The sequence below is a fragment of the Wenjunlia tyrosinilytica genome, assembly GCF_014646055.1.
GTDB lineage: Bacteria > Actinomycetota > Actinomycetes > Streptomycetales > Streptomycetaceae > Wenjunlia > Wenjunlia tyrosinilytica.
The window spans coordinates 80,354-100,161 of sequence record NZ_BMMS01000015.1; the positions used below are offsets into that span (position 1 = coordinate 80,354).

A 19,808-nucleotide genomic window follows, 5' to 3' on the forward strand; every position below is an offset into this window, starting at 1 on the left:
CGGTCGACGGTTCTCAGGCGGCGGCGTCGGGGCCGGCCGGCTTCAGACCGGCGCGACGGCGGGCGATCTCGGGGTAGCGGGCGGTGAACGCCGCCGGGACGGCGAAGCCGCAGACCTTCACGGCGATGATGGCGGCCGTGGCGTGCGGGGCGACGGCGAGCAGGAGCGCCAGGGCGACGGCGTTGACGGTGAAGGCGGCCGCCCACACGGCGGTGATGACGGCGTTGACGCGGTGGAACAGCGCGCTGCCGTGCACCTCGGCGGGGGCCATCGTGCGGGCGATGCCCAGGGTGAACGGGCGGCGCACGGCCAGCGAACCCCACGCGGTCAGCGCGAGCCAGCCCACCGACGCCGCGGTGCCGTAGTCGCCGAAGGGCGAGGGGTCGAAGGCGTAGGCGGCGAACGCGAGTCCGCCGAAGAACAGCGCCGAGCTCGCCTCGATGACCAGCCCGTCCCAGGCGCGGCCCCGGTGGCGGTCGGACCTCAGGAGCCACAGGGCGAGGACGAATCCGGCGAGCGCTCCGTGCCGCGAGTCGCCGTCGGTGCTGATGGCGGCGAAGGCGATCCAGGGCAGGAAGCTGCGGATGTAGCGGCTCATGAGAGGCTCCGTCGATGACGTTCCAATATTGACAGGTCGAAGTTAGAACCTCCCCTTGTGACCTGTCAACAGTGGAATGTAGTCTTGCCGGTATGAGCCTTCGCCACGCCGTCCTCGGCCTCCTCGCCCAGGGACCCGCCAGCGGCTACGACCTGCGCAAGACCTTCGACGCGTCGCTGTCCAATGTCTGGCCCGCCACCCAGAGCCAGCTCTACGGCGAGCTGGGCAAGCTCGCCGACGCCGGGCAGGTGACGGTCGCGGCCGAGGGGCCGCGCGGCCGCAAGGAGTACGCCATCACCGACGCGGGGATGGCGGAGCTGCGGCACTGGCTGACCGAGGTCGAGCCGGAGCGGGTGCGCCGCAGCGACATGCTGCTGAGGGTCTTCTTCCTCGGTGTCCTCGACCCGGAGGACGCCCAGGGCTATCTGCGCCGCCAGGTGCAGGCCGTCACCGCGCAGCACGAGCGTTTCCGGGCGCTCGCCGATGTCGTCGACGAGGGCGACGACTCCCTGTCGGTCTACGGCCGGATCGCCCTCGAATGGGGTCTGCGGTTCACCGAGACGCAGCGCGAGTGGGCGCGGTGGGCCCAGGAGCGCATCGCGCGGGAGGCCACCGCGGCGAAGGGCTGACACCGGCGGCGAACGGCTGGCACCGTCCGGCTACCGCCGGGTCCGCCGAGCCCGCCGGGTCCGCCGAGCCCGCCGTGGCCGACACCACCCTGGAGCCGGACCGACGGCGGTCCCGCGCCACCACCGCCCGCGGCCTGCCGGGCCCGGGACTGGGCCTGGCCGTCGTCCGCGAGGTGGCCGACACCCACGGTGGCAGTGTGTCCGGCGCCGACCGCCCCGGCGCAGGGGCCGTCATCGGCTTCACCCCCGGTCCCGGGCCCGCGGGCCCTTCCGCCCGACCGGGTGAACCGAGCTCGTCCCCGTGCCCGGCGGGGCGGCCGCCCACGGCGGGGGTGGTACAGATAGCGCACGCCCGAGGTCCGAGGAGAGGCCGCCATGGACTGGTTCACGGCGTCCGGCTACTGGCTGAGCCGGCTCGTCCTCCAGCGGGCGCTGGCCGCTCTCTACCTGGTGGCCTTCCTCGTCGCGGCCAACCAGTTCCGTGCCCTGCTCGGCGAGCGGGGGATCCTTCCCATTCCCCGGTTCCTCGAGCGCACCCCCTTCCGCCGCTCGCCCAGCGTCTTCCACCTCCACTACAGCGACCGGTTCTTCGCAGCCGTCGCGTGGACCGGGGCGCTGCTGTCCGCCGCCGTCGTGGCGGGAGCGGCGGACGCCGTGCCCCTGTGGGCCTCGATGCTGATGTGGGCGGCGCTGTGGGCGCTGTACCTGTCGATCGTCAACGTCGGCCAGGTCTGGTACGGCTTCGGCTGGGAGTCCCTGCTGCTCGAGGCCGGATTCCTCGCCGTCTTCCTCGGCAATGAGCGCGCCGCGCCTCCCGTCCTGGTGCTGTGGCTGATGCGCTGGCTGCTCTTCCGCGTGGAGTTCGGCGCCGGGCTGATCAAACTGCGCGGAGACCGGTGCTGGCGCGACCTGACCTGCCTGTACTACCACCACGAGACCCAGCCGATGCCGGGCCCGCTGAGCTGGTTCTTCCACCATCTGCCCAAGTCCCTGCACCGCGTGGAGGTGGCCGCCAACCACGGCGCCCAGCTCGTCGTGCCGGTCCTGCTGTTCACCCCTCAGCCGATCGCGACCGCGGCCGGGTGCGCCGTCGTCCTCACCCAGCTGTGGCTGGTGCTGTCCGGCAACTTCTCCTGGCTGAACTGGCTGGCCATCGTGCTGGCGTTCTCCGCGATCGACGGGGACCTCGCCGCCGGTCTCCTCCCGCTGCCCGAACCCCCGGCCCTGCCGTCGGCCCCCGGCTGGTACGAAGGGGTGGTGCTCGCGGCGACGGCGCTCGTGCTCGCGCTCAGCCACCGCCCGGCCCGCAATCTGCTCTCCCGCCGCCAGCTGATGAACTACTCCTTCGACTCCCTGCACCTGGTGAACACCTACGGGGCCTTCGGCAGCGTCAACCGGGTCCGCCACGAGGTGGTCGTCGAGGGCACGGACGAGCCGCACCTCACCCCGGCCACGGTGTGGAAGGAGTACGCGTTCAAGGGCAAGCCCGGCGACCCGCGGCGGCTGCCGCCCCAGGTGGCCCCGTACCATCTGAGGCTCGACTGGATGATGTGGTTCGCCGGGATCTCGGCCTCCTACGCCTTCCCCTGGTTCGAGCCGTTCGTCGCCCGGCTGCTGGACAACGACCCGGCGACGCTGAAGCTCCTGCGGACCAATCCCTTCCCCGACGCGCCGCCCACCCATGTGCGCGCCCTGCTCTACCGCTACCGCTTCACCGACTGGAGCGAGCTGCGCCGCACCGGCGCCTGGTGGGAGCGCACCCTGGTGCGCGAGTACCTGCCGCCCGTCATCCGGGCGAAGCCGCGCTAGAGCGCCCGTCGGGGCGCACCCAGGAGGGGGTACGGCTCACCGTCCGGCCCAGTGCCGCCACATGGCGGGCGAAGGCCACCGCGTCGTGCACGGCCGCCCCGCCCGGATCGTTGTTGAAGTACACATAGGTCCGGGCCTCCTCCGGCCAGGTCCGCGTCACCCGCTTGGCCCAGGTCATGAGCGACTGGCGGCCGTAGCGGGGCCAGGGGCGGGCGATCCCCGCGTGGAAGCGCAGATACCCCCAGTCCGCCGTGCGCCACAGCGGTGTGGCCGGACGCGCCCGAAGATCGGCCCAGCACAGGGCCGCGCCGCGCCGCTCGAGGACATCGCGCACCTGCGGGGTCCACCACGAGGGGTGCCGGGGCTCGACGGCCACCCTGGTCCCGGGGGGAAAGCAGCGCAGGCACGCGTCGAGGGCCCTGATGTCCGCTCTCAGGGTCGGCGGCAGCTGGAGCAGGACCGGGCCCAGCCGGGGGCCGAGCGCGGACGCGTGGTCCATCATCCGCCGCACCGGCTCCTCGGGATCGCGCAGCCGCTTGACGTGCGTGAGGTACCGGCTTGCCTTGACGGCCATGACAAAACCCTCGGGGGTGCGGTCGCGCCACTCGGCGAAGGTGTCGGGGGAGGGCAGCCGGTAGAAGGCGCTGTTGTTCTCCACGGTGTCGAAGCCGCGCGCGTACTCCTCCAGCCAGAGGCGCTGCGGCACCTCTGGCGGATACAGGCCCCCTCGCCAGTCCTTGTACTGCCAGCCGGAGCATCCCACGAACACGGGCATGCTCCGATCCAAAGCCCGGACGGGCCGCCGCGCCAATCGGGGGCCGCCCGGAGCACCCGTGCAGGTGTCATGTCCCCCGGGGCAGCACGACCGAGGGGGTCCACGGGCCGCAGCCTGCCGGGTCCTGCTCCCGCGGCACGGGGTGGGCCTGGGCCTGGCCGACGAGGCCGAACGCCGCCCGCATCAGCTCCCCGGCGGTCAGCGCCAGGGCGTCGACATCGCCGTCCCCCACGGCCGCGGCCGATCCCGCCCGCACCGCCGGGAGGGGGACGCTCTCTTCCTTGATCGCGGTCAGCATCGACACGAGCTCTCCGTTTCGCTGGTCGCTGCCATCAGGACCCATCAGGACCTCAGAGAGGCAACGATCGGCGGGTGCGGAGGTCACCGGCGGACGCCCCGGGGGCAGGCGGGTCCCCGCCCGCGCGGCCGGGATATCGTGAGCCCTCTCAAAGCACAGCACATGGAAGGGGCGGACCACGTGGCAGACATCGAGGCGGCCAGGCGGGCGTTCGACCGGTACGACCTGAACAAGGACGGACTGATCTCCGCGACCGAGTACAAGAGCGTGATGGCGGAACTGGGGGACTTCCACGTCACCGAGCTCGTCGCCCAGGCCGTGATCAACTCTGCCGACACCGACGGCGACGGCCTCATGTCGTTCGACGAGTTCTGGGCCGCCCAGAACCGGAACCGCTGACGGATCGGACCCACCGACGCCCGTCCCGCCGGGCAGACCCGGCGGGGCGGGCGTTCGGCATGCTCGGGGGCCGTGGCGCACATCACAGGCCCGCCCCTTCGGATCGAGACATTCTCCGGTGCCGCTCACGTCGGCCTCCACCCCGCCGACCCGGCCCGTGCCCGGGACGGGACGCAAACCGGATTCAAGCCCTACGGCGGGATCTCTGCCCCCGGTCACGGCGGGGACCTCGGGCGCTCCCCTCCCACCGGGGGCCGGCTCGGACGGGGCGTCAGGGAGTCCCGGGGGTGGACGCGGGGGGCGCGCGGACCGGAAACGAAAGCTTCCCCGTGTCGGAAAGTGAGGTTTCGGATCAAAACTGATGCTTCATCAAATCACAAATGGTCAGTACCAATTGAAGATGAGACAGGGAAACCTGACTAGGATGATCGGCGTTTTGTTGTTCCTGTCCTCCCGCCCCCCGAGGAACCGATGACACAGCAGATACCGGAGGTCCTGTTCTGGTGTGTGGTGGCCGCTTTGCTCACGACCGCCGTATTGCTTCTCCGGCAGCGCGGTCTGACCGCGAATGCCGTCAAGCGGAACGCGCTGCTCGAAGGCAGCCTGCGCGCGCGTGACGAGGAGGCCAGGCACCTGGTGGAGGTGCGCCTGCCCGCGCTGGCGAACTCGATGCACCAGCCCGTCCCCGTCCCCGGCCTGCTCGACGAGCGGCTGACCGGAACGGCGTACGCGCAGAACCTTCACCGGGTGATGGAGCAGTTCGCCGGAGCGGCCGAGAAGGCCCAGGCCAGGGCGGACCAGTCGGCCAAGTCCGCGCTGAAGGCCGCCATGCGCACCCTGCAGGGCCTCGCGAACGAACAGCAGCTGTCCATCTCCGACATGCAGGACCGGCACGACCACCCGGACGTGCTCAGAGACCTGCTGGAGATCGACCACGCCAACTCCCAGTTCGGCAGGCGCGCCCAGGCCATCGCGGTCCTGTGCGGGTCCTGGCCGGGACGCCAGCGCGCCGCCTCCCCGCTGACCGACGTGGTCCGTGGCGCCAAGTCGCGCATCCGCGACTACCGAAGGGTCCAGGTCCGCACGCAGATCGACGTCGCTGTCGTCAGCCGGGCCGTGGAGCCGGTGGTCCTCGCGGTGGCGGAGCTCCTCGACAACGCCGCCCGCCACTCCCAGCCCAACACCACCGTCGAGGTCAACCTCCAGCCCGCGCACAACGGCGCCTGCGTCGTCATCGACGACGCCGGTGTGGGCATGGACGGCCAGGAGGCGCAGCAGGCCGGAACGCTGCTGTCGGGCCGCCGCCGTGTGGACATCAACCGGCTCGGTGACCCGCCCAGGTTCGGCTTCGCCGTCATCGGCGTGCTCGCCCAGCGCTACGGGTTCAAGGTCTCGGTGGACACCCGGTCCCCCTACGGCGGTGTGCGCGCCGTCCTCTTCCTGCCCAGCGCCCTCCTCACCCATGTCGACTTGGACGAACCGGCGCTGCCCGCCGGGTCCGTGCCCTCCGTGCCGTCCGTGGCACCCGCGCGTTCCGTTCCCGTCGCCCAGCCGGAGGCGAGGCCCGTTCCCATCGCCGAGCCCCTTCCCGACCATGCCCCGGCCGGCGGCCGGGCCCGGGCCGCCCAGCCCTCCGCCCCGGACCGCCCGGCCACCGAGCCCGACTCCTTCGCCGATCCGGACCGCTTCACCGATCCGGACCGCTTCGCCGAGCCGCCGACGCGCGCGCACGCGCACCCGCAATCGGAGTCGGAGACGGCCGGCGGGCTGCCCAAGCGGCGCCGGCGTCGGCCCGTCGCGGACCCGCAGGCATCCCCGGCGGCCGGCGACCGGCCCGCGGACCCTCCCGCGGAGCGCTCGGTGCACGAAACCGCCCAGCGTATGGGGGCGTTCGCGCGCGGCACCCGCTCCGGACGCGCCGCCGCCCACGACGACGAAGGGAATCCCCTGTCGTGATCGACCACATGAACAACGACCTCGGCTGGATGCTGGACGAGGTCCTGAAGATGCCGGACGCCCGCCACGCGATCCTGCTGTCCGCGGACGGGATGCTGCGCGCGCACTCCGCGGGCATCAGCCGTGACGAGGCCGAGCGCCAGGCCGCCGCCCTGTCGGGTCTCCAGTCCATCAGCCGCAGCACCGCCGAGTTCTGCTCGGGGGAGGACAGCCCCTGGCGGCAGACGCTGATCGAGTTCGCCCACGGCTACGTCTTCCTGGTGGCCGCGGGACCCGGCGCCTACCTGGCCGTCTCCGCCACCGAGGAGGTGGACATGGAGGCGGTCACCTACCGGATGCAGAAACTGGTCGACCGGCTCGGCAGAGAGCTGACCAGCCCGCCGCGACTGGGCACCGGCAGCCGGGTATGACGCCGTCGCGCAAGCGAGAGAAGGGACTGGTGCGGCCGTATGTCGTCACCGACGGCCGCGCCCACCCGACGCGCAACACCTTCGACCTGGTCACCCTGGTCATCGCCGCGACCGACCGCCCGCTGTCGGGGCTGAGCCCGGAAGAGCTCCGGATGATGCGGCTGTGCCGGCCGGGAGCGCTGTCGGTCGCCGAGGTGGCCGGACACCTCGCGCTTCCCGTCAGCGTCACCAAAGTCCTGCTCGGCGACCTCGTGGACAGCGGCCACATCATCACCCGGGCCCCGGTCCCGGCCGCCCAACTGCCCGACGCCCAGCTCCTCCAGGAGGTGCTCGATGGACTCCGCGCCCGCCTCTGACGGGCAGGTGTACCTGCGCACCACGGTCAGGACCGCCGCCAAACTCCTGGTCGTGGGCCACTTCGCCGTCGGCAAGACGACCTTCGTCGGCACCCTCTCCGAGATCCGCCCGCTGCGGACGGAGGAGACCATGACGCAGGCCGGGGCCGTCGTCGACGACCTGGCCGGGGTCAACGGCAAGACCACCACCACCGTCGCGATGGACTTCGGCCGTCTGACCCTGTCCGACCAACTGGTGCTCTACCTGTTCGGCACCCCCGGACAGCAGCGCTTCACCCGGCTGTGGCAGGACATGACACGCGGCGCGCTCGGCGCCCTCGTGCTCGCGGACACCCGCCGCCTCCAGGAGTCCTTCGACGTGATGGGACGGCTCGAGGAGCACGGCGTGCCCTACGCCGTCGCCGTCAACCACTTCGACGGCGCCCCCTCCTTCCCCCAGGAGGAGATCCGCGAGGCCCTCGACCTGCTGCCCGAGACCCCGCTGGTCGTCTGCGACGCACGCGACCGGATCTCCGCCACGCGGGCCCTGATCCGCCTCGTCCAGTACCTCCAGACCCGTACCGCCACCACTTCCATCGCTCAGGAGCGTGTGTGACCTCCCACCCCGACGCGGGCACGGTGCCACCACCGGGCTGTCCCGCACACACCGGCCACTCGGCCGGTGTGCCGCTGTACGGCCCCGATTTCGCCGCCGACCCGGCCTCCGTCTACCAGCGCCTGCGCCACTCGGGGCCGATGGCGCCGATCCAGCTGGCACCCGGCGTCGACGCCACCCTCGTCACCGGCTACACCACCGCCCTGGACGTCCTGCGCAGTCCGGAGACCTTCTCCAAGGACCCCCGCCGCTGGCACGCCCTCGCCGACGGCCGGGTCGCCCCCGACAACCCCGTCGTGCCGATGATGGCCTACCGGCCGAACGCGCTGTTCAGCGACGGCGAGGCCCACCGCAGGCTGCGCCTGGCGATCACCGACAGCCTCGAGCGCGTCGACCCCAACGCCCTGCGCGGCTACGTCGAGCACAGCGCGGACACGCTGATCGACCGCTTCGGTCCCGAAGGACGGGCGAACCTGCTCGGCGACTACGCGAGCGTGCTCCCGCTGCTCCTGTTCACCCGCCTGTTCGGCTGCCCGCCCGCCTACGGGGACCGCCTCGTGGCGGGCATGGCCGCCATCTTCGACGGCATCGACGCCGAGAAGGCCAACGCCGACCTCACGCAGTGCCTGATGGACCTCGTCGCCCTCAAGCGGGCGCAGCCGGGCCCGGACGTCACCTCCTGGCTGATGGCCCACCCGGCGCGGCTCAACGACGAGGAGATGATCCACACCCTCGTCCTCCTGATGGGCGCGGGCACCGAGCCCGAGCAGAACCTCATCGCCAACGGACTGCGGCTGCTGCTGTCCGACGACCGTTTCGCCGGAAGCCTGTCCGGCGGCAGCATGCCCATCGAGGACGCCCTCGACGAGGTGCTGTGGACCGACCCGCCCATGGCCAACTACGGCGTGCACTTCCCGATCCGGGACGTGGAGCTCGCCGGGGTCCGGCTGCGCGAGGGCGAGCCCGTGGTCATCAGCTTCGCCGCGGCGAACACCGACCCCGCCCTGGCGACGGACAACCGGATGGGCAACCGGGCCCATCTGGCCTGGAGCGCGGGGCCGCACGCCTGCCCCGCGCAGAGCCAGGCCCGGCTCATCGCCGCGGTCGCCATCGAAAAGCTCCTCGACCGCATCCCGGACGTCGAGCTCGCCGTCCCCGTGGACCGGCTGGTGTGGCGGCCGGGCCCCTTCCACCGCGCTCTCACCGAACTGCCCGTGCGCTTCCCGCCCCTTGCCGCGCAGGCGGCCCCGACGGTGCCCGTGCCGGACCACCTCGACGAGACCTCTGGAGACAACCGATGGAATCCCAGTCCCGCCCCGTCGTCATCGACCCTTCCGGCAGCGACATCCACGCCGAGGCAGACCGTATCCGCGCCCTCGGGCCGGCGGCACTGGTGGAGCTCCCTGGTGGGGTGGTTGCGTGGTCGGTGACCGACATCGAGCTGCTGAAGCAGCTGCTGACCGACCCCCGGGTGTCCAAGGACCCGCGCCGGCACTGGCCCGCCTTCGTCAACGGTGAGATCACCCCGGAGTGGCCGCTGTTCATCTGGGTCGCCGTGGAGAACATGTTCACCGCGTACGGCAAGGACCACAAGCGGCTGCGGAAGCTGGTCTCCACGGCGTTCACCAACCGCCGCACCGCCGCCCTCCAGCCGCGCATCGAGAAGATCACCGCCGACCTCCTCGACGACCTCGCGACCACCGCGCCCGGCGAGGCGGTCGACATCCGCGAGCGGTACGCCTACGCCATCCCGATCCAGGTGATCAGCGAGCTGTTCGGCGTCCCCGCCGACGCGGGCGCGGACCTGCGCCGGGTGGTCGACGGACTCTTCCACACCTCGGCCACCGCCGAGGAGATGCAGGCCAACCAGCTCGACCTGTACGCGATCCTGACCGCCCTGGTGGCCGCCAAGCGCGAGGAACCCGGCGACGACATGACCAGCGTGCTGATCGCCGCCCGCGAGGAGGACGGCGAACGGCTCAGCGAGAGCGAGCTCGTGGACACCCTCGTGCTCATGCTGGGAGCCGGGCACGAGACCACGGTCAACCTCATCGACAACGCCATCCACGCCCTGCTGACCCACCCCGACCAGCTCCACCTGGTCCGCACGGGCGGTGCCACGTGGAACGACGTGATCGAGGAGACGCTGCGCGCCCAGGCCCCCGTGGCGCATCTGCCGCTGCGCTACGCCGTGGAGGACATCGAGATCGACGGTGTCTCCATCCGCAAGGGCGACACGATCCTCGCCTCCTACGCGGCGGCGGGGCGCGACCCGCGGCTCCACGGCGACGACGCGCACCGCTTCGACATCACCCGGGTCGACAAGGACCACCTGGCGTTCGGGCACGGAGCGCACTTCTGCCTCGGCGCACCCCTGGCCCGCCTCGAAGCCGCCACCGCCCTCCCGGCGCTCTTCGAGCGGTTCCCGGACCTCGCGCTCGCCGTCGCGGCCGAGGACCTGGTGCCCGTGGACTCGTTCATCTCCAACGGCCACCGCAGCCTGCCGGTGCTCCTGGACGGCAAGTCCTCGGGCTGACCGCGCCCCGGCCGCGAGGCACCGCGTCCCCACCGGCACTACGGTGGGGGCGCGGCGCGTGTTGGGACGTCTTGATCCCGGCGACGGTCAGACGAGGCCGCGGCGGTGGGTCCACGTGACGATGAGCGCGCGGCCGGCCCCGTGCTCCTCGACCTCCGGCTCCTCACCGCTGGGCTCGAAGCCGGTGGCACGGGCCACGGCGTTGCTGGCCTCGTTGTCCTCGTCTATCCGCAGGTACAACTCCTCCATGGCCAGCTCGCCGTACGCGTAGGCGGTCAGCAGCCGCACCGAGCGGGTGGCCAGGCCCCGGCCCCGGTGGCGGGCGGTGATCGCGTAGCCGATCTCCGCCCTGCGGTCGTCCCTGGTCTCGCGGCGCAGCAGGATGTCACCGAGCGGGGTCCCGCCGTCGGTGGTGACGGCCAGGTGGATCCGCAGGTCGGCGGCACGTGCCTCCTGGACGTTGCCCAGCCGTGTCCTGGCGGTCTCGAGGTCGAACGGCGAACGGATCGGCGTCCAGCGGTCGATCTGCGGGTCGTTGTAGATCCCGACCATCGCCTCCAAGTCGCCCTCGGTCCACTCCCGCAGCAGCAGGCCCTCGCCGGACAGCCGTACCAGGGAGGGGAAGCGGCTGTCGGGGCCGCGGTCCAGGGTCGTCATGGAAACGATCCTGGCACACCGCGGCCCCGGACCGTCAGCCCAGCCCGGCGGGCCTGGAGGTCCTGTGCTCGTTGTCGCAGAAGTGGATGCCGGTCCCCGTCCCGTCCCAGAACAGGTCGGGGCGGTTGTGCAGTGCCACGTTGCGGACCACCTTGACATCGCTGGGGTCGGCGCCGCCGAACGCCCTGGTGGAGAAGACCGCGATGCCGCCCGAGGCGATGCTCCGTACCGTCGTCTCGTTGCCGAGCGCGATGTTCTCCTTGACCAGGACGCTGCGGGCTCCGGCGACACCGATGCCGAGACCGGACAGCGTCGGCCTCCCGTCGTTCGCGGGGCAGACCTCGTTGTTCTTCTCAGCGGTGTTGCGCACCAGCTTGTAGAAGCCGCCGGGTGTGGCGCCGTGCCCGGTGTTGAGGGCCTCGATCCCCACGCAGTTCGCGGTGGCGGTGTTGTGGACGGCCTCGACGCCGGTCGAGTCGCGCAGCAGGATGCCGACGGCGTTCTCGCCGGCGTTGTTGTCGCCGATCCAGCCTTCCGCGTCGGGAGAGTCGCCGATGTAGAGCCCCGCCCCCTCCGAACCGCTGACCTTGTTGCTGCCGAACGAGGTCAGCCTTCCATGGAGCGAGGCCAGGCCGTACTCGTCGTTGTCCCAGGCCCGCACATGGTCGACCTGGAGACGCTCGGTGCCGTCGCCGAGCACTGCGCTGCCCTCGAAGCCGCGGATCAGGAAGCCGGAGATCCTGACCGGGCCGACCCGCTCGACCACGTGGTGGGCGCCGTCGGTGGTGCCCAGGACGCAGAAGCCGGAGGTGCCCTCGCAGGACTTCGTGGTGGGCTCCTTCGGCGGGGTCAGCGCGGTGCCCCTCTTCTGTGCTCCGGCGCCGAGGATCGTCAGGGCCTTGGTGACGACGACGTTCTCGCGGTAGTGCCCGGCACGGACAACGACGGTGTCACCGGGCCTGGCGCGGTCCACAGCCTTCTGGATGGGGGTGCCGGGGCCCGGCTCGACGACCCATGTCCTGTGGTTCTCGGCGGCGGCCAGGCCCGCGCCGCCGAGCAGCGGCGCCGCCGCGAGAGCGCAGGCCAGGGTGAAACGGGTGGGTCTGCCCAGCATGTAAGCCTCCAGGGGGATCGACCTTTCGGTCCTCTCCGACATATCTCCTGGAGGGAGCGGCTAACTGCGGACTATTGTCATTTCATCCGCTTGAACGACTAATGGCGGGCTGATCGGAGGACAGCGCCATGGACGGGGGCCGCGCGCAAGGATCGATCCACCGCTGACCTGCCGTCGGCGCACGAAGTGTCAGGCCACCTGACCCAGCGACGGCTCCTCCGGCTCGGGCCGCGCCTGCTCGGTCCAGATGGTCTTGCCCTCGGAGGTGTAGCGCGTGCCCCAGCGCTGGACGAGCTGCGTCACGATGAACAGCCCCCGGCCGCCCTCGTCGTCGCTCGCCGCGTACCGCAGATGCGGGGAGGTGTGCCCGGTGTCCGACACCTCGATCAGGAAGGCGCGGTCGCGGATCAGCCGGAGCCTGATCGGCCCGGAGGCATAGCGGATGGCATTGGTGACCAGCTCGCTCACCACCAGCTCCGTGGTGAAGTCCAGTGCCGCCAGCCCCCACTCGCCCAGCTGCCGGGTCACGACGGAGCGGGCCTTGCCGACCGCGGCCGGATCCGCGGGCAGCGTCCATTCGGCCACCTGCCCCTCGCCCAGCTTCCTCGTCCGTACGAGCAGGAGGGCCGCGTCGTCGGCGGGGGAGCCGTCGGGCACGAGTGTCGCCAGCGCCCGGTCGCACAGCAGCTCGAGCGAGTCGCCCCGCTCGCTCAGGGTCTCCCGTATCCGTTCCAGGCCCGCCGCCATGTCGCGGTCCGGCGACTGCACGAGGCCGTCGGTGAACAGGGCGAGCAGGGTGCCCTCGGGCAGCTCCACCTCGGTGGTCTCGAAGGGCAGACCGCCCAGCCCCAGGGGAGGCCCGGCCGGAAGGTCGGGGAAGTCGACCGGGGCGTCGGGACGGGCGACCGCCGGGGGCAGATGGCCGGCGCGCGCCACCGTGCACCGCCCCGACACGGGGTCGTACACGGCGTACAGGCAGGTGACACCCACCGCCTCGTCCGCGTCGATCCCCCCGCTGGTGGGAGTGCCCGGCGGGGCCGAGCCATGCACGGCGGCCCAGTCCTTGGCCGCCTGGCCCACCAGGTCGTCGAGGCGGGCCAGCAACTCGTCCGGGGGCAGGTCCAGTAGGGCCAGGGCGCGCACGGTCGTGCGAAGGCGCCCCATGGTGGCGGCCGCGCTCAGGCCCCGGCCTACGACGTCGCCGACCACGAGGCCGATCCGGCACCCCGAAAGGGGGATCACATCGAACCAGTCGCCGCCGACCCCGGAGAGGTTGTCCGCGGGCAGATAGCGGAAGGCCGCCTCGACGCCGGTCTGCTCGGGCACGGTCCGGGGCAGGAGGCTGCGCTGGAGGGTGATGGCGGCGACCCGCTCACGGGTGTAGCGGCGGGAGTTGTCGAGGCAGACGGCCGTGCGGGCCGCCAGCTCCTCGGCGAGCCCGATCTCGTCCCGGTCGAAGTCGGCGGGGGTGCGGCTGCGCAGGAACGTCACCACCCCCAGCGTGGCGCCGCCGGCCCGCAGCCGCACGACCAGGCGGCAGTGCGCGTCCGGCACCTCCGGCACATCGGCCGCGCCCGGGGCGTCGTCGACGAGGGACCGGCCGTAGGCGAGGCTGCGGGCCTGCGGCGAGCTCGGGTGGTACTCGACCCGCTCCCTTGCGGAGGGCCCCCGGTGGAGCACCTCGTGCGCCCCCTCCCGGTCCACCCGCACCCGGTGGGCCACCCGGACGAGCGGCTGCCCCGCCGCGGTCTCGGCCGTGAGCTCCTCGCCGTCGAGGACCTCCTCGACCAGGTCCACGGCCACCGCGTCGGCGAACTCCGGCACCGTCACCTCGGCCACCTCACGTGCGGTGGCCCACACGTCCAGGGTGGTTCCGATGGCGCCGCCGGCCCGCACGAGCAGCGCGAGCCTCTGCTGCGCACGGTAGCGGTCGGTGATGTCGAAGGCGTCCTCGCACACGCCCAGCGGCTGGCCGCGCGCGTCCAGCAGCCGGTAGTACGAGCAGGACCAGATGTGGTCGCGGTCGGGGTCGGAGGGCGGGCGGCCGCGGAAGTGCAGATCGATCACCGGCTCGCCGGTCTCCAGCACCTGGCGCATCACCGCCTCCAGGGAGGACGGGTGCCCCTCGGAGACGACCTTGCCGTCCGGGTACAGCTCGTCCGGGCTGCTGCCGACGGAATTCGCCAGCGGCCCCTCGAGCGCCTCGCTGCAAGCCGCGTTCGCCCAGGCCAGCCGCAACGAGGCGTCGTAGATGGCCAGACCGATCGGGGACTGCGTGGCGAGCCCGCGCAGGAGGGACTGGGCCGTCTCCCATTTGCGCTCGGCCTCCAGCTCGGCCGCCACCAGGACCCAGGCGGGTCCCTCGGCGCCGTCACCGAGCGAGCACGTGGTCGCCGCCAGCGGCATGGTGCCGCCGTCGCCGCGGCGGACCTCGATCACCTCGCTGCGCACGGTCGCGGGGGTGGGCCGGTCACCCGACCACAGACCGCCTCCCCCGCCCAGGGGCTTCGCGAGCAGGGCCTCGACCGGCCGCCCCATCACCTCGTCGGCGCGGTATCCCAGCAGGGCCTCGGCCGCGGGGCTCCAGCCGATGACCCGGCCATGGGCGTCCAGCACCACCGTGGCCGCTTTCGTCACCGCGAGCGGGCCACGGAAGTCCAGACTTTCGACGGTGTTCCACGGACTCATCGCACCAACCCAACCGGGACCTCACCTTTCAGCATCGGCCCATAGGCGTGGCGGCACAACCGCGAGGCCGTCCGGCTCGGCACCGGAGAGTGAACGGTGGTCGCCGTGGGTCACCGCCGTGGGTCACCGGGGTGCCCGCCGGGGGCCGCGGTAGTTCACTGGGGCCCGTGAACTGCCTCTTCTGCGAGATCGCCGCCGGTGACGTCTCCAGCCACCGCGTGTTCGAGGACGACACGGCCGTGGCGTTCCTCGACCACCGGCCGCTCTTTCCGGGCCATGTGCTCGTCGTGCCCCGGCGCCATGCCGAGACGCTGACCGATCTTCCGCCGGACGAGCTCGGGCCGTTCTTCGCCCGGGTGAGGGATGTCACCGGGGCCGTGGAGCGCGGCATGGGGGCCGCGGGATCGTTCGTGGCGGCCAACAACCGGATCAGCCAGTCCGTGCCGCACTTCCATGTCCATGTGGTGCCGCGCAACCCCAAGGACGGGCTGCGGGGGTTCTTCTGGCCGCGCGGGCGCTACGACGACGAGGCGCAGGCGGCGGACGTCGCGGCCCGGCTGCGTGCCGCCCTGGCGGGGGCCGGGGACTGAAGGCGCGGCACCGGGGCGGTCCCGGGCCTTGGTACGCCCACCGGCCTGCCACGCGGGCCTGCCACGCGGGCCTGACGCACGCGGGCCTGACGTACGCGCCCCTGACGCACGTGGGCCGCGCCGGCTTGCGGGGCGCGATGCCCCGCGGTCCGGTGCGGCCCGCGGCGTCCGTTACGAATCAGTCGACGTCGACGATGGAGGTGGAGCTGTTCACGCACCTGTTGCCGAAGGTGGGGTTCAGCGCGCCGAGGGCGTTGACCGTGTTGCCGCAGATGTTGATCGGGATACTGATCGGGACCTGCACGTTGTTGCCGGAGATGACGCCGGGGGAGCCGACGGCCGCACCGTCGGCGTCGGCGTCGGCGGCTGCGACACCGGCCGCGCCGGCGAGGGCCATGCCGGTGGCGGCGGTCAGCACGGCGGCCTTGGCGATACGGGACATCTGATCATTCCTTTTCGAGTGGGGCTGGTCGACATTCCCCGGCGGTCAAGGCCCGGAGGAACTGAAGAACGCGTCGGGAGTCCCGAGGTTGCGGGACCGCCCCCGAAGGAGTGATCAATTCCGCCCGGCGGCCGGTCCTCATGTCACATGAACCCACTTGGCCTGCGAAGGTGTGCCGTCCTTGTCCACCGCGAAGAGCATGTACCAGCCCCGCGGCACCAGCGCCGGATTCTCGGGGATGGTGACCCGTACGGAGCCCGCGTCCCGGGTGAACGGAAGCTCGATGGAGCGCTGTTCCACATCGGTGCTGTGGGTCACCGCCGAGGGCCGCATCAGCCGCATCGCGGCGATACCGGCCGTGTTGCCGGTGCGGAAGGTCCCGGCGCCGCCGCGGTCGAGTTTTTGCGGGCCGCTCTCCAGCGCCGGCCGCCCGTCGCGGTAGAGGTACGGGGGAGTGAACACCTCGATCCGCTGCTCGAACCTGCCCGTCTCGGTGTTCTTCTTGTCGGCGAACAGCGGGTCGGATCCGAAGGTCGCCACCCGCCCGTCCGACAGCAGCAGGGCGGAGGAGTGGTAGTTGCGCCCGACCGTGGGGTCCGCCGCGCGGATGAACTTCCCGGCCTTGGGGTCGTAGAACTGTGCCCGGTGGATGTCGCTGGCGCCGCGCCCGCGGTAGTCGGAGGAGCCCCCGCTGGTGAGCACCTGGTCGTTCGGCATGAGCACGGTGGCGAGGTAGCGTGCCCCGACGGGCAGATCCGGCCCGCCGGTGTACCGCGGGTCCTTGGCGTTGAGGTCCACGATCCCGGTGCGGGCGGTGGTCAGCTTCGACTCGCCCACCCCCCCGCCGCCGAAGACCATCACCTGCTGCCGCTGCGCGGGTGGCAGGAGAACGGAGGCCGAGGTCTCCGTCAGCGTCGCGTCGCGCAGGCCCCGTACCGGTTGGAAGGTGTCCGTCGCGGGGTTCCACAGGCCCGGCACCCTGCCCTTGGTGGCGGGGCCGTAGCCGGAGTTGGAGCCGGAGTAGAACAGCTTCCCGCTCTTGGTGAGGAAGAGCGCGGGATACGTGGGGAAGTAGTGGGCGGGCCCGTTCGACCACTTGCGGGTGGCCGGGTCGTAGATCTCGTTCTTGCCGTTGATGATCTGCCCGATGTCGTTGAGGCCGGAGACGGCGAGCACTCGGCCGTCCTTGAGGGTGACCAGCGTCGGGTACCAGCGCGCCTCGGACATCGAGCTCACGGGCACGTAGCGCTCGGCGACGGGGTCGAACTCGTAGGCCGCCCTGATGCCCTGGTAGTCCTGCGTGGCCATGGTGAGCTTCTGCGCGAGGCCGTAGAGATTGCGCGCACGCTTGCCCTTGAGCCCCTCGATGCCGAACTGGGCGGGCCCGTCGAGCACCTGGGAGGGGCCCTTGCGGACCGCCTCCACGAAGGCGCGCGTCTGGGAGGCGACGACCTTCACCTTCCCCTTGTCCCGGCCCTTGCGGATCGTCCGCTTCGCCGCGGGCGGCAGGCGGAAGCCTCGCACCGCCCGGTACTCGCGGCCGTCCGGCGCCCGGAAGACGGTTCCCTTGGGGAAGGCACGGCCTTCGTCGGGACTCTCGTTCTTGATCAGCATCAGCCCGGCCGCCCGCTCGACCTTTCCGGCCAGCACCTCGTACCGGGCGGTGCCGCCCGCCACGAGCAGGTTGCCGCCCGGCAGTTGGGCGTGCCCCGAGCAGAACAGGTCGTCCGGGGTGTGGATCAGGCGGAACGAGTTGTCCCGCGGGTTCCACAGCAGGGTCTTGAACGTGCCCGCGCTGAAGGACTCCTGCTTGTTGCCGGAGCCGGCGATGAGCAGGACCTTGCCGGTGTGCAGCAGCGCCGCGTGGATGGCGTTGACCCGGAAGGGCTCGGGGACGTGGACCACGTCCCAGTGCCCGTACCTGGCCATGTAGCCCGGCTGGTTGATCTTGTGGTGGTGGTACTTCTCCGCGACGTAGCCCGAGGCGGCGGGGGCGTTCATGGCCGCGATGGCTACGAACGCCGTGGCGCCGAAGGCGGTCTTACGGAACTGTGGGCTGGTTCGGTACCTCAAGGCTTCGTTCTCCCTGGTGAATCAGCGTGGGCACGGCGGGGGAGGGATCGGAGGCGGCGGCCCGCTTGAGGTTCAGCAGGGAGCCCCACCACATGAACAGGGGAATGACGGTCATCAGCAGCGCCAGGCCGGCCCAGGTGAGCATCGCGGCATGGGTGTGGCCGAAGACGAACGAGGCCGCGATCGACCCGCCGAACACGACGGTCCAGAACAGGTGGATGCGGAAGGTCGACAGGCGGTCGGGACTCGCCGAGTCGCCCTTGGGTGTCACGACGAAGCGGCACTTCAGACGCAGGACGGCGCAGACCAGGGACATGGCGTAGATGGGGGCGGACAGCGCCGACATCACCATGCCCGCGGCGCCCGAGGAGCCCTTGGGCTCATGGGGGCTGACGTTGTGCCGCCGGTTCCAGATGTAGAGGCCGATCTGGAGCGCCGCGGCGTCGCTGTAGAGCATCATCCACACCTGCGAGGGGATGTGGACCCCCGAGGCGCCCAGGCCCAGGAAGAGGACGCAGGACAGCCCGCCCAGCAGCCAGTTGAGGGCCGACATGGGGTAGTAGACCACCATGAGCGTGTAGTTGAGCAGCTTGCGCGGCGGCAGGGTGAACGCCGCCCGCCAGTACTGCTTGATCAGCGTCTCGTAGGTGCCCCTGCTCCACCGCAGCTGCTGGGTGAAGAAGTCCGTCCACGCCGAGGGGCCCTCGCCCACGGCGAGCACGTCCGGGGTGTACACCGAGCGCCACTTGCGGCCGGTGGCCGGGTTGCGGTGCCGATGGATCTCGATCCCGGTGGCCATGTCCTCGGTGATGGAGTCGTACAGCCCGCCCACGCCCTTGAGGGCGCTGATGCGCACCGCGTTGTTGGTGCCGACGAACATCGGCCCGCCGTAGGCGTTGCCCGCGCGCTGGATCAGGGCGTGGAAGAGGAACTGCTGGCTCTCCGCCGCCTTGGTGATCGCGCTGTCGTAGTTGCCGTACACCTGCGGGCCGACGACGAAGGCGACGTCGGGGTCGCGGAAGTAGCCGAGCATCCGCTCGAGGAAGTCCGGCATCGGCACATGGTCGGTGTCGACCGAGGCGAAGAACTCGTAGGAGTGGCCGTGCGCGTCAAGCCAGGAGTTGTAGTTGCCGTGCTTGGTCCTGGCCCGGAAGCTCCCCTTGGGCCGGTTCCACTTGTCGATGCCCTTGCGGGAGAAGTGGTGGACGCCGAGTTCGGTGCACAGCGCCCTGGCCTCGGGGTCGTTGCCCTCGTCGAGCAGCCAGACGTGCATGACGCCGTCGTGGCGGATGCGTACCGCTCCCTCGAGGGTGGCGCGCAGCATCTCGATCGGCTCCTTGCCGGGCACGAACGAGGTCAGGAACGCGACCCTCGTGCCGGTCGGCGGCACGACGGGGACGGGGTCCCGGGCCACCAGGGTGGCATGCGCGTTGGAGAGCACATTGATCAGGCGAAACGTTTCGATAAGACCGATCGACACGAGCATCACGTAGTCGCAGACGACTGCCCAGCCGGGCACGTTCTGGCGGTGCACCCAGTGGCTGGGCTGCATCAGCCAGATCAGCAGGAGCGCGGAGAAGACGGGGGCGCCCGCGAGCAGGAGGCCGGCCCGCAGTCCGTGCCGCGTCTGCGTCAGCAGCCGCCGGTACTGGACGCGGTAGGGGAGGTCCGGATCCGGTTCCGTGAGGGGGCCCGCAAGCTTGCAGTAGCGCTCGTAGTCGTAGGCGGGCTTCGCGGCGGTGGCCGGGGGCTGCCCGGGATCGCCGTCGTGCGCATGGGCCGGGGCCAGGTCCCGTGCCCCCCGGTCCGTACGGGTCTTCTGGCTGACACTGCTCGGAAAAATCGACACAGAGCCCCCGCAGGGTTCGTTTACGGATAGTCAC

19 protein-coding genes are annotated in these 19,808 nt (G+C 71.6%); 10 read left to right on the forward strand and 9 right to left on the reverse strand.

Translation table 11 applies throughout. The annotated features are described in order from the left end of the window. Positions 1-13: 13 nt before the first annotated feature. Positions 14-598 carry a hypothetical protein gene (locus tag IEY86_RS18310; RefSeq protein ID WP_189132813.1) on the reverse strand — a complete coding sequence of 195 codons (585 nt, stop codon included), beginning with the start codon at positions 596-598 and terminating at the stop codon, positions 14-16. Positions 599-690: 92 nt separating this feature from the next. Here IEY86_RS18310 and IEY86_RS18315 point away from each other — a divergent pair, with 92 nt between their 5' ends. Further along, on the forward strand, positions 691-1,227 hold the full coding sequence (locus IEY86_RS18315) for a PadR family transcriptional regulator (protein WP_189132814.1): 537 nt from the start codon (positions 691-693) through the stop codon (positions 1,225-1,227). A 375-nt stretch (positions 1,228-1,602) separates the two neighbouring features. Beyond that, positions 1,603-3,036 (forward strand): lipase maturation factor family protein, encoded by a 1,434-nt coding sequence (locus IEY86_RS18320; RefSeq protein WP_189132815.1) that lies wholly within the window; start codon positions 1,603-1,605, stop codon positions 3,034-3,036. Here IEY86_RS18320 and IEY86_RS18325 read toward each other — a convergent pair. Then, entirely contained in the window at positions 3,014-3,811 is a 798-nt protein-coding gene (locus IEY86_RS18325; RefSeq protein WP_189132816.1) for a DUF72 domain-containing protein, read from the reverse strand. The two genes, IEY86_RS18320 and IEY86_RS18325, sit on opposite strands and share 23 nt — an antisense overlap. Positions 3,812-3,878: 67 nt before the next feature. After that, positions 3,879-4,115, reverse strand: a complete 237-nt coding sequence (locus IEY86_RS18330; RefSeq protein ID WP_189132817.1) for a hypothetical protein — start codon at positions 4,113-4,115, stop codon at positions 3,879-3,881. Between the two features lie 174 nt (positions 4,116-4,289). Here IEY86_RS18330 and IEY86_RS18335 point away from each other — a divergent pair, with 174 nt between their 5' ends. The 7 genes from IEY86_RS18335 (at position 4,290) to IEY86_RS18365 (ending at position 10,361) form a co-directional block, all read left to right on the forward strand. Continuing rightward, positions 4,290-4,508 carry an EF-hand domain-containing protein gene (locus IEY86_RS18335; protein WP_189132818.1) on the forward strand — a complete coding sequence of 73 codons (219 nt, stop codon included), beginning with the start codon at positions 4,290-4,292 and terminating at the stop codon, positions 4,506-4,508. A 471-nt stretch (positions 4,509-4,979) separates the two neighbouring features. After that, positions 4,980-6,464, forward strand: coding sequence for an ATP-binding protein (locus IEY86_RS18340; RefSeq protein WP_189132819.1), 1,485 nt, complete (start codon positions 4,980-4,982; stop codon positions 6,462-6,464). Then, the gene (locus IEY86_RS18345) at positions 6,461-6,874 is read left to right on the forward strand and encodes a roadblock/LC7 domain-containing protein (protein WP_189132820.1); all 414 of its coding nucleotides are present in this window, start codon (positions 6,461-6,463) and stop codon (positions 6,872-6,874) included. The genes IEY86_RS18340 and IEY86_RS18345 overlap by 4 nt, the downstream gene beginning before the upstream one ends. Further along, positions 6,871-7,230 (forward strand): DUF742 domain-containing protein, encoded by a 360-nt coding sequence (locus IEY86_RS18350; protein ID WP_189132821.1) that lies wholly within the window; start codon positions 6,871-6,873, stop codon positions 7,228-7,230. The genes IEY86_RS18345 and IEY86_RS18350 overlap by 4 nt, the downstream gene beginning before the upstream one ends. Continuing rightward, the gene (locus tag IEY86_RS18355; RefSeq protein WP_189132822.1) at positions 7,208-7,825 is read left to right on the forward strand and encodes a GTP-binding protein; all 618 of its coding nucleotides are present in this window, start codon (positions 7,208-7,210) and stop codon (positions 7,823-7,825) included. Before IEY86_RS18350 ends, IEY86_RS18355 begins: the two co-directional genes overlap by 23 nt. 23 nt (positions 7,826-7,848) lie before the next feature. Next, complete coding sequence (locus IEY86_RS18360; protein WP_308425151.1) at positions 7,849-9,255, forward strand: cytochrome P450; 1,407 nt, start codon at positions 7,849-7,851, stop codon at positions 9,253-9,255. Beyond that, the gene (locus tag IEY86_RS18365) at positions 9,252-10,361 is read left to right on the forward strand and encodes a cytochrome P450 family protein (RefSeq protein ID WP_229698545.1); all 1,110 of its coding nucleotides are present in this window, start codon (positions 9,252-9,254) and stop codon (positions 10,359-10,361) included. The genes IEY86_RS18360 and IEY86_RS18365 overlap by 4 nt, the downstream gene beginning before the upstream one ends. Before the next feature lie 87 nt (positions 10,362-10,448). Here the strand turns inward: IEY86_RS18365 and IEY86_RS18370 are convergent, their stop codons facing one another. From IEY86_RS18370 to IEY86_RS18380, 3 genes are all read right to left on the reverse strand, one after another. After that, positions 10,449-11,018 carry a GNAT family N-acetyltransferase gene (locus IEY86_RS18370; protein WP_189132824.1) on the reverse strand — a complete coding sequence of 190 codons (570 nt, stop codon included), beginning with the start codon at positions 11,016-11,018 and terminating at the stop codon, positions 10,449-10,451. A gap of 34 nt (positions 11,019-11,052) precedes the next feature. Further along, positions 11,053-12,132 carry a right-handed parallel beta-helix repeat-containing protein gene (locus IEY86_RS18375; protein ID WP_189132825.1) on the reverse strand — a complete coding sequence of 360 codons (1,080 nt, stop codon included), beginning with the start codon at positions 12,130-12,132 and terminating at the stop codon, positions 11,053-11,055. Positions 12,133-12,321: 189 nt separating this feature from the next. Continuing rightward, entirely contained in the window at positions 12,322-14,820 is a 2,499-nt protein-coding gene (locus tag IEY86_RS18380; protein ID WP_189132826.1) for a SpoIIE family protein phosphatase, read from the reverse strand. A 167-nt stretch (positions 14,821-14,987) separates the two neighbouring features. Here IEY86_RS18380 and IEY86_RS18385 point away from each other — a divergent pair, with 167 nt between their 5' ends. Continuing rightward, positions 14,988-15,410 (forward strand): HIT family protein, encoded by a 423-nt coding sequence (locus tag IEY86_RS18385; RefSeq protein ID WP_189132827.1) that lies wholly within the window; start codon positions 14,988-14,990, stop codon positions 15,408-15,410. Between the two features lie 178 nt (positions 15,411-15,588). Here the strand turns inward: IEY86_RS18385 and IEY86_RS18390 are convergent, their stop codons facing one another. The 3 genes from IEY86_RS18390 to IEY86_RS18400 form a co-directional block, all read right to left on the reverse strand. Then, positions 15,589-15,852 carry a chaplin gene (locus IEY86_RS18390; RefSeq protein WP_189132828.1) on the reverse strand — a complete coding sequence of 88 codons (264 nt, stop codon included), beginning with the start codon at positions 15,850-15,852 and terminating at the stop codon, positions 15,589-15,591. 138 nt (positions 15,853-15,990) lie between these two features. After that, complete coding sequence (glxA, locus tag IEY86_RS18395; protein ID WP_189132829.1) at positions 15,991-17,925, reverse strand: radical copper oxidase GlxA; 1,935 nt, start codon at positions 17,923-17,925, stop codon at positions 15,991-15,993. Then, complete coding sequence (locus IEY86_RS18400; protein WP_229698561.1) at positions 17,894-19,714, reverse strand: glycosyltransferase family 2 protein; 1,821 nt, start codon at positions 19,712-19,714, stop codon at positions 17,894-17,896. The genes glxA and IEY86_RS18400 overlap by 32 nt, the downstream gene beginning before the upstream one ends. Positions 19,715-19,808: the final 94 nt, after the last annotated feature.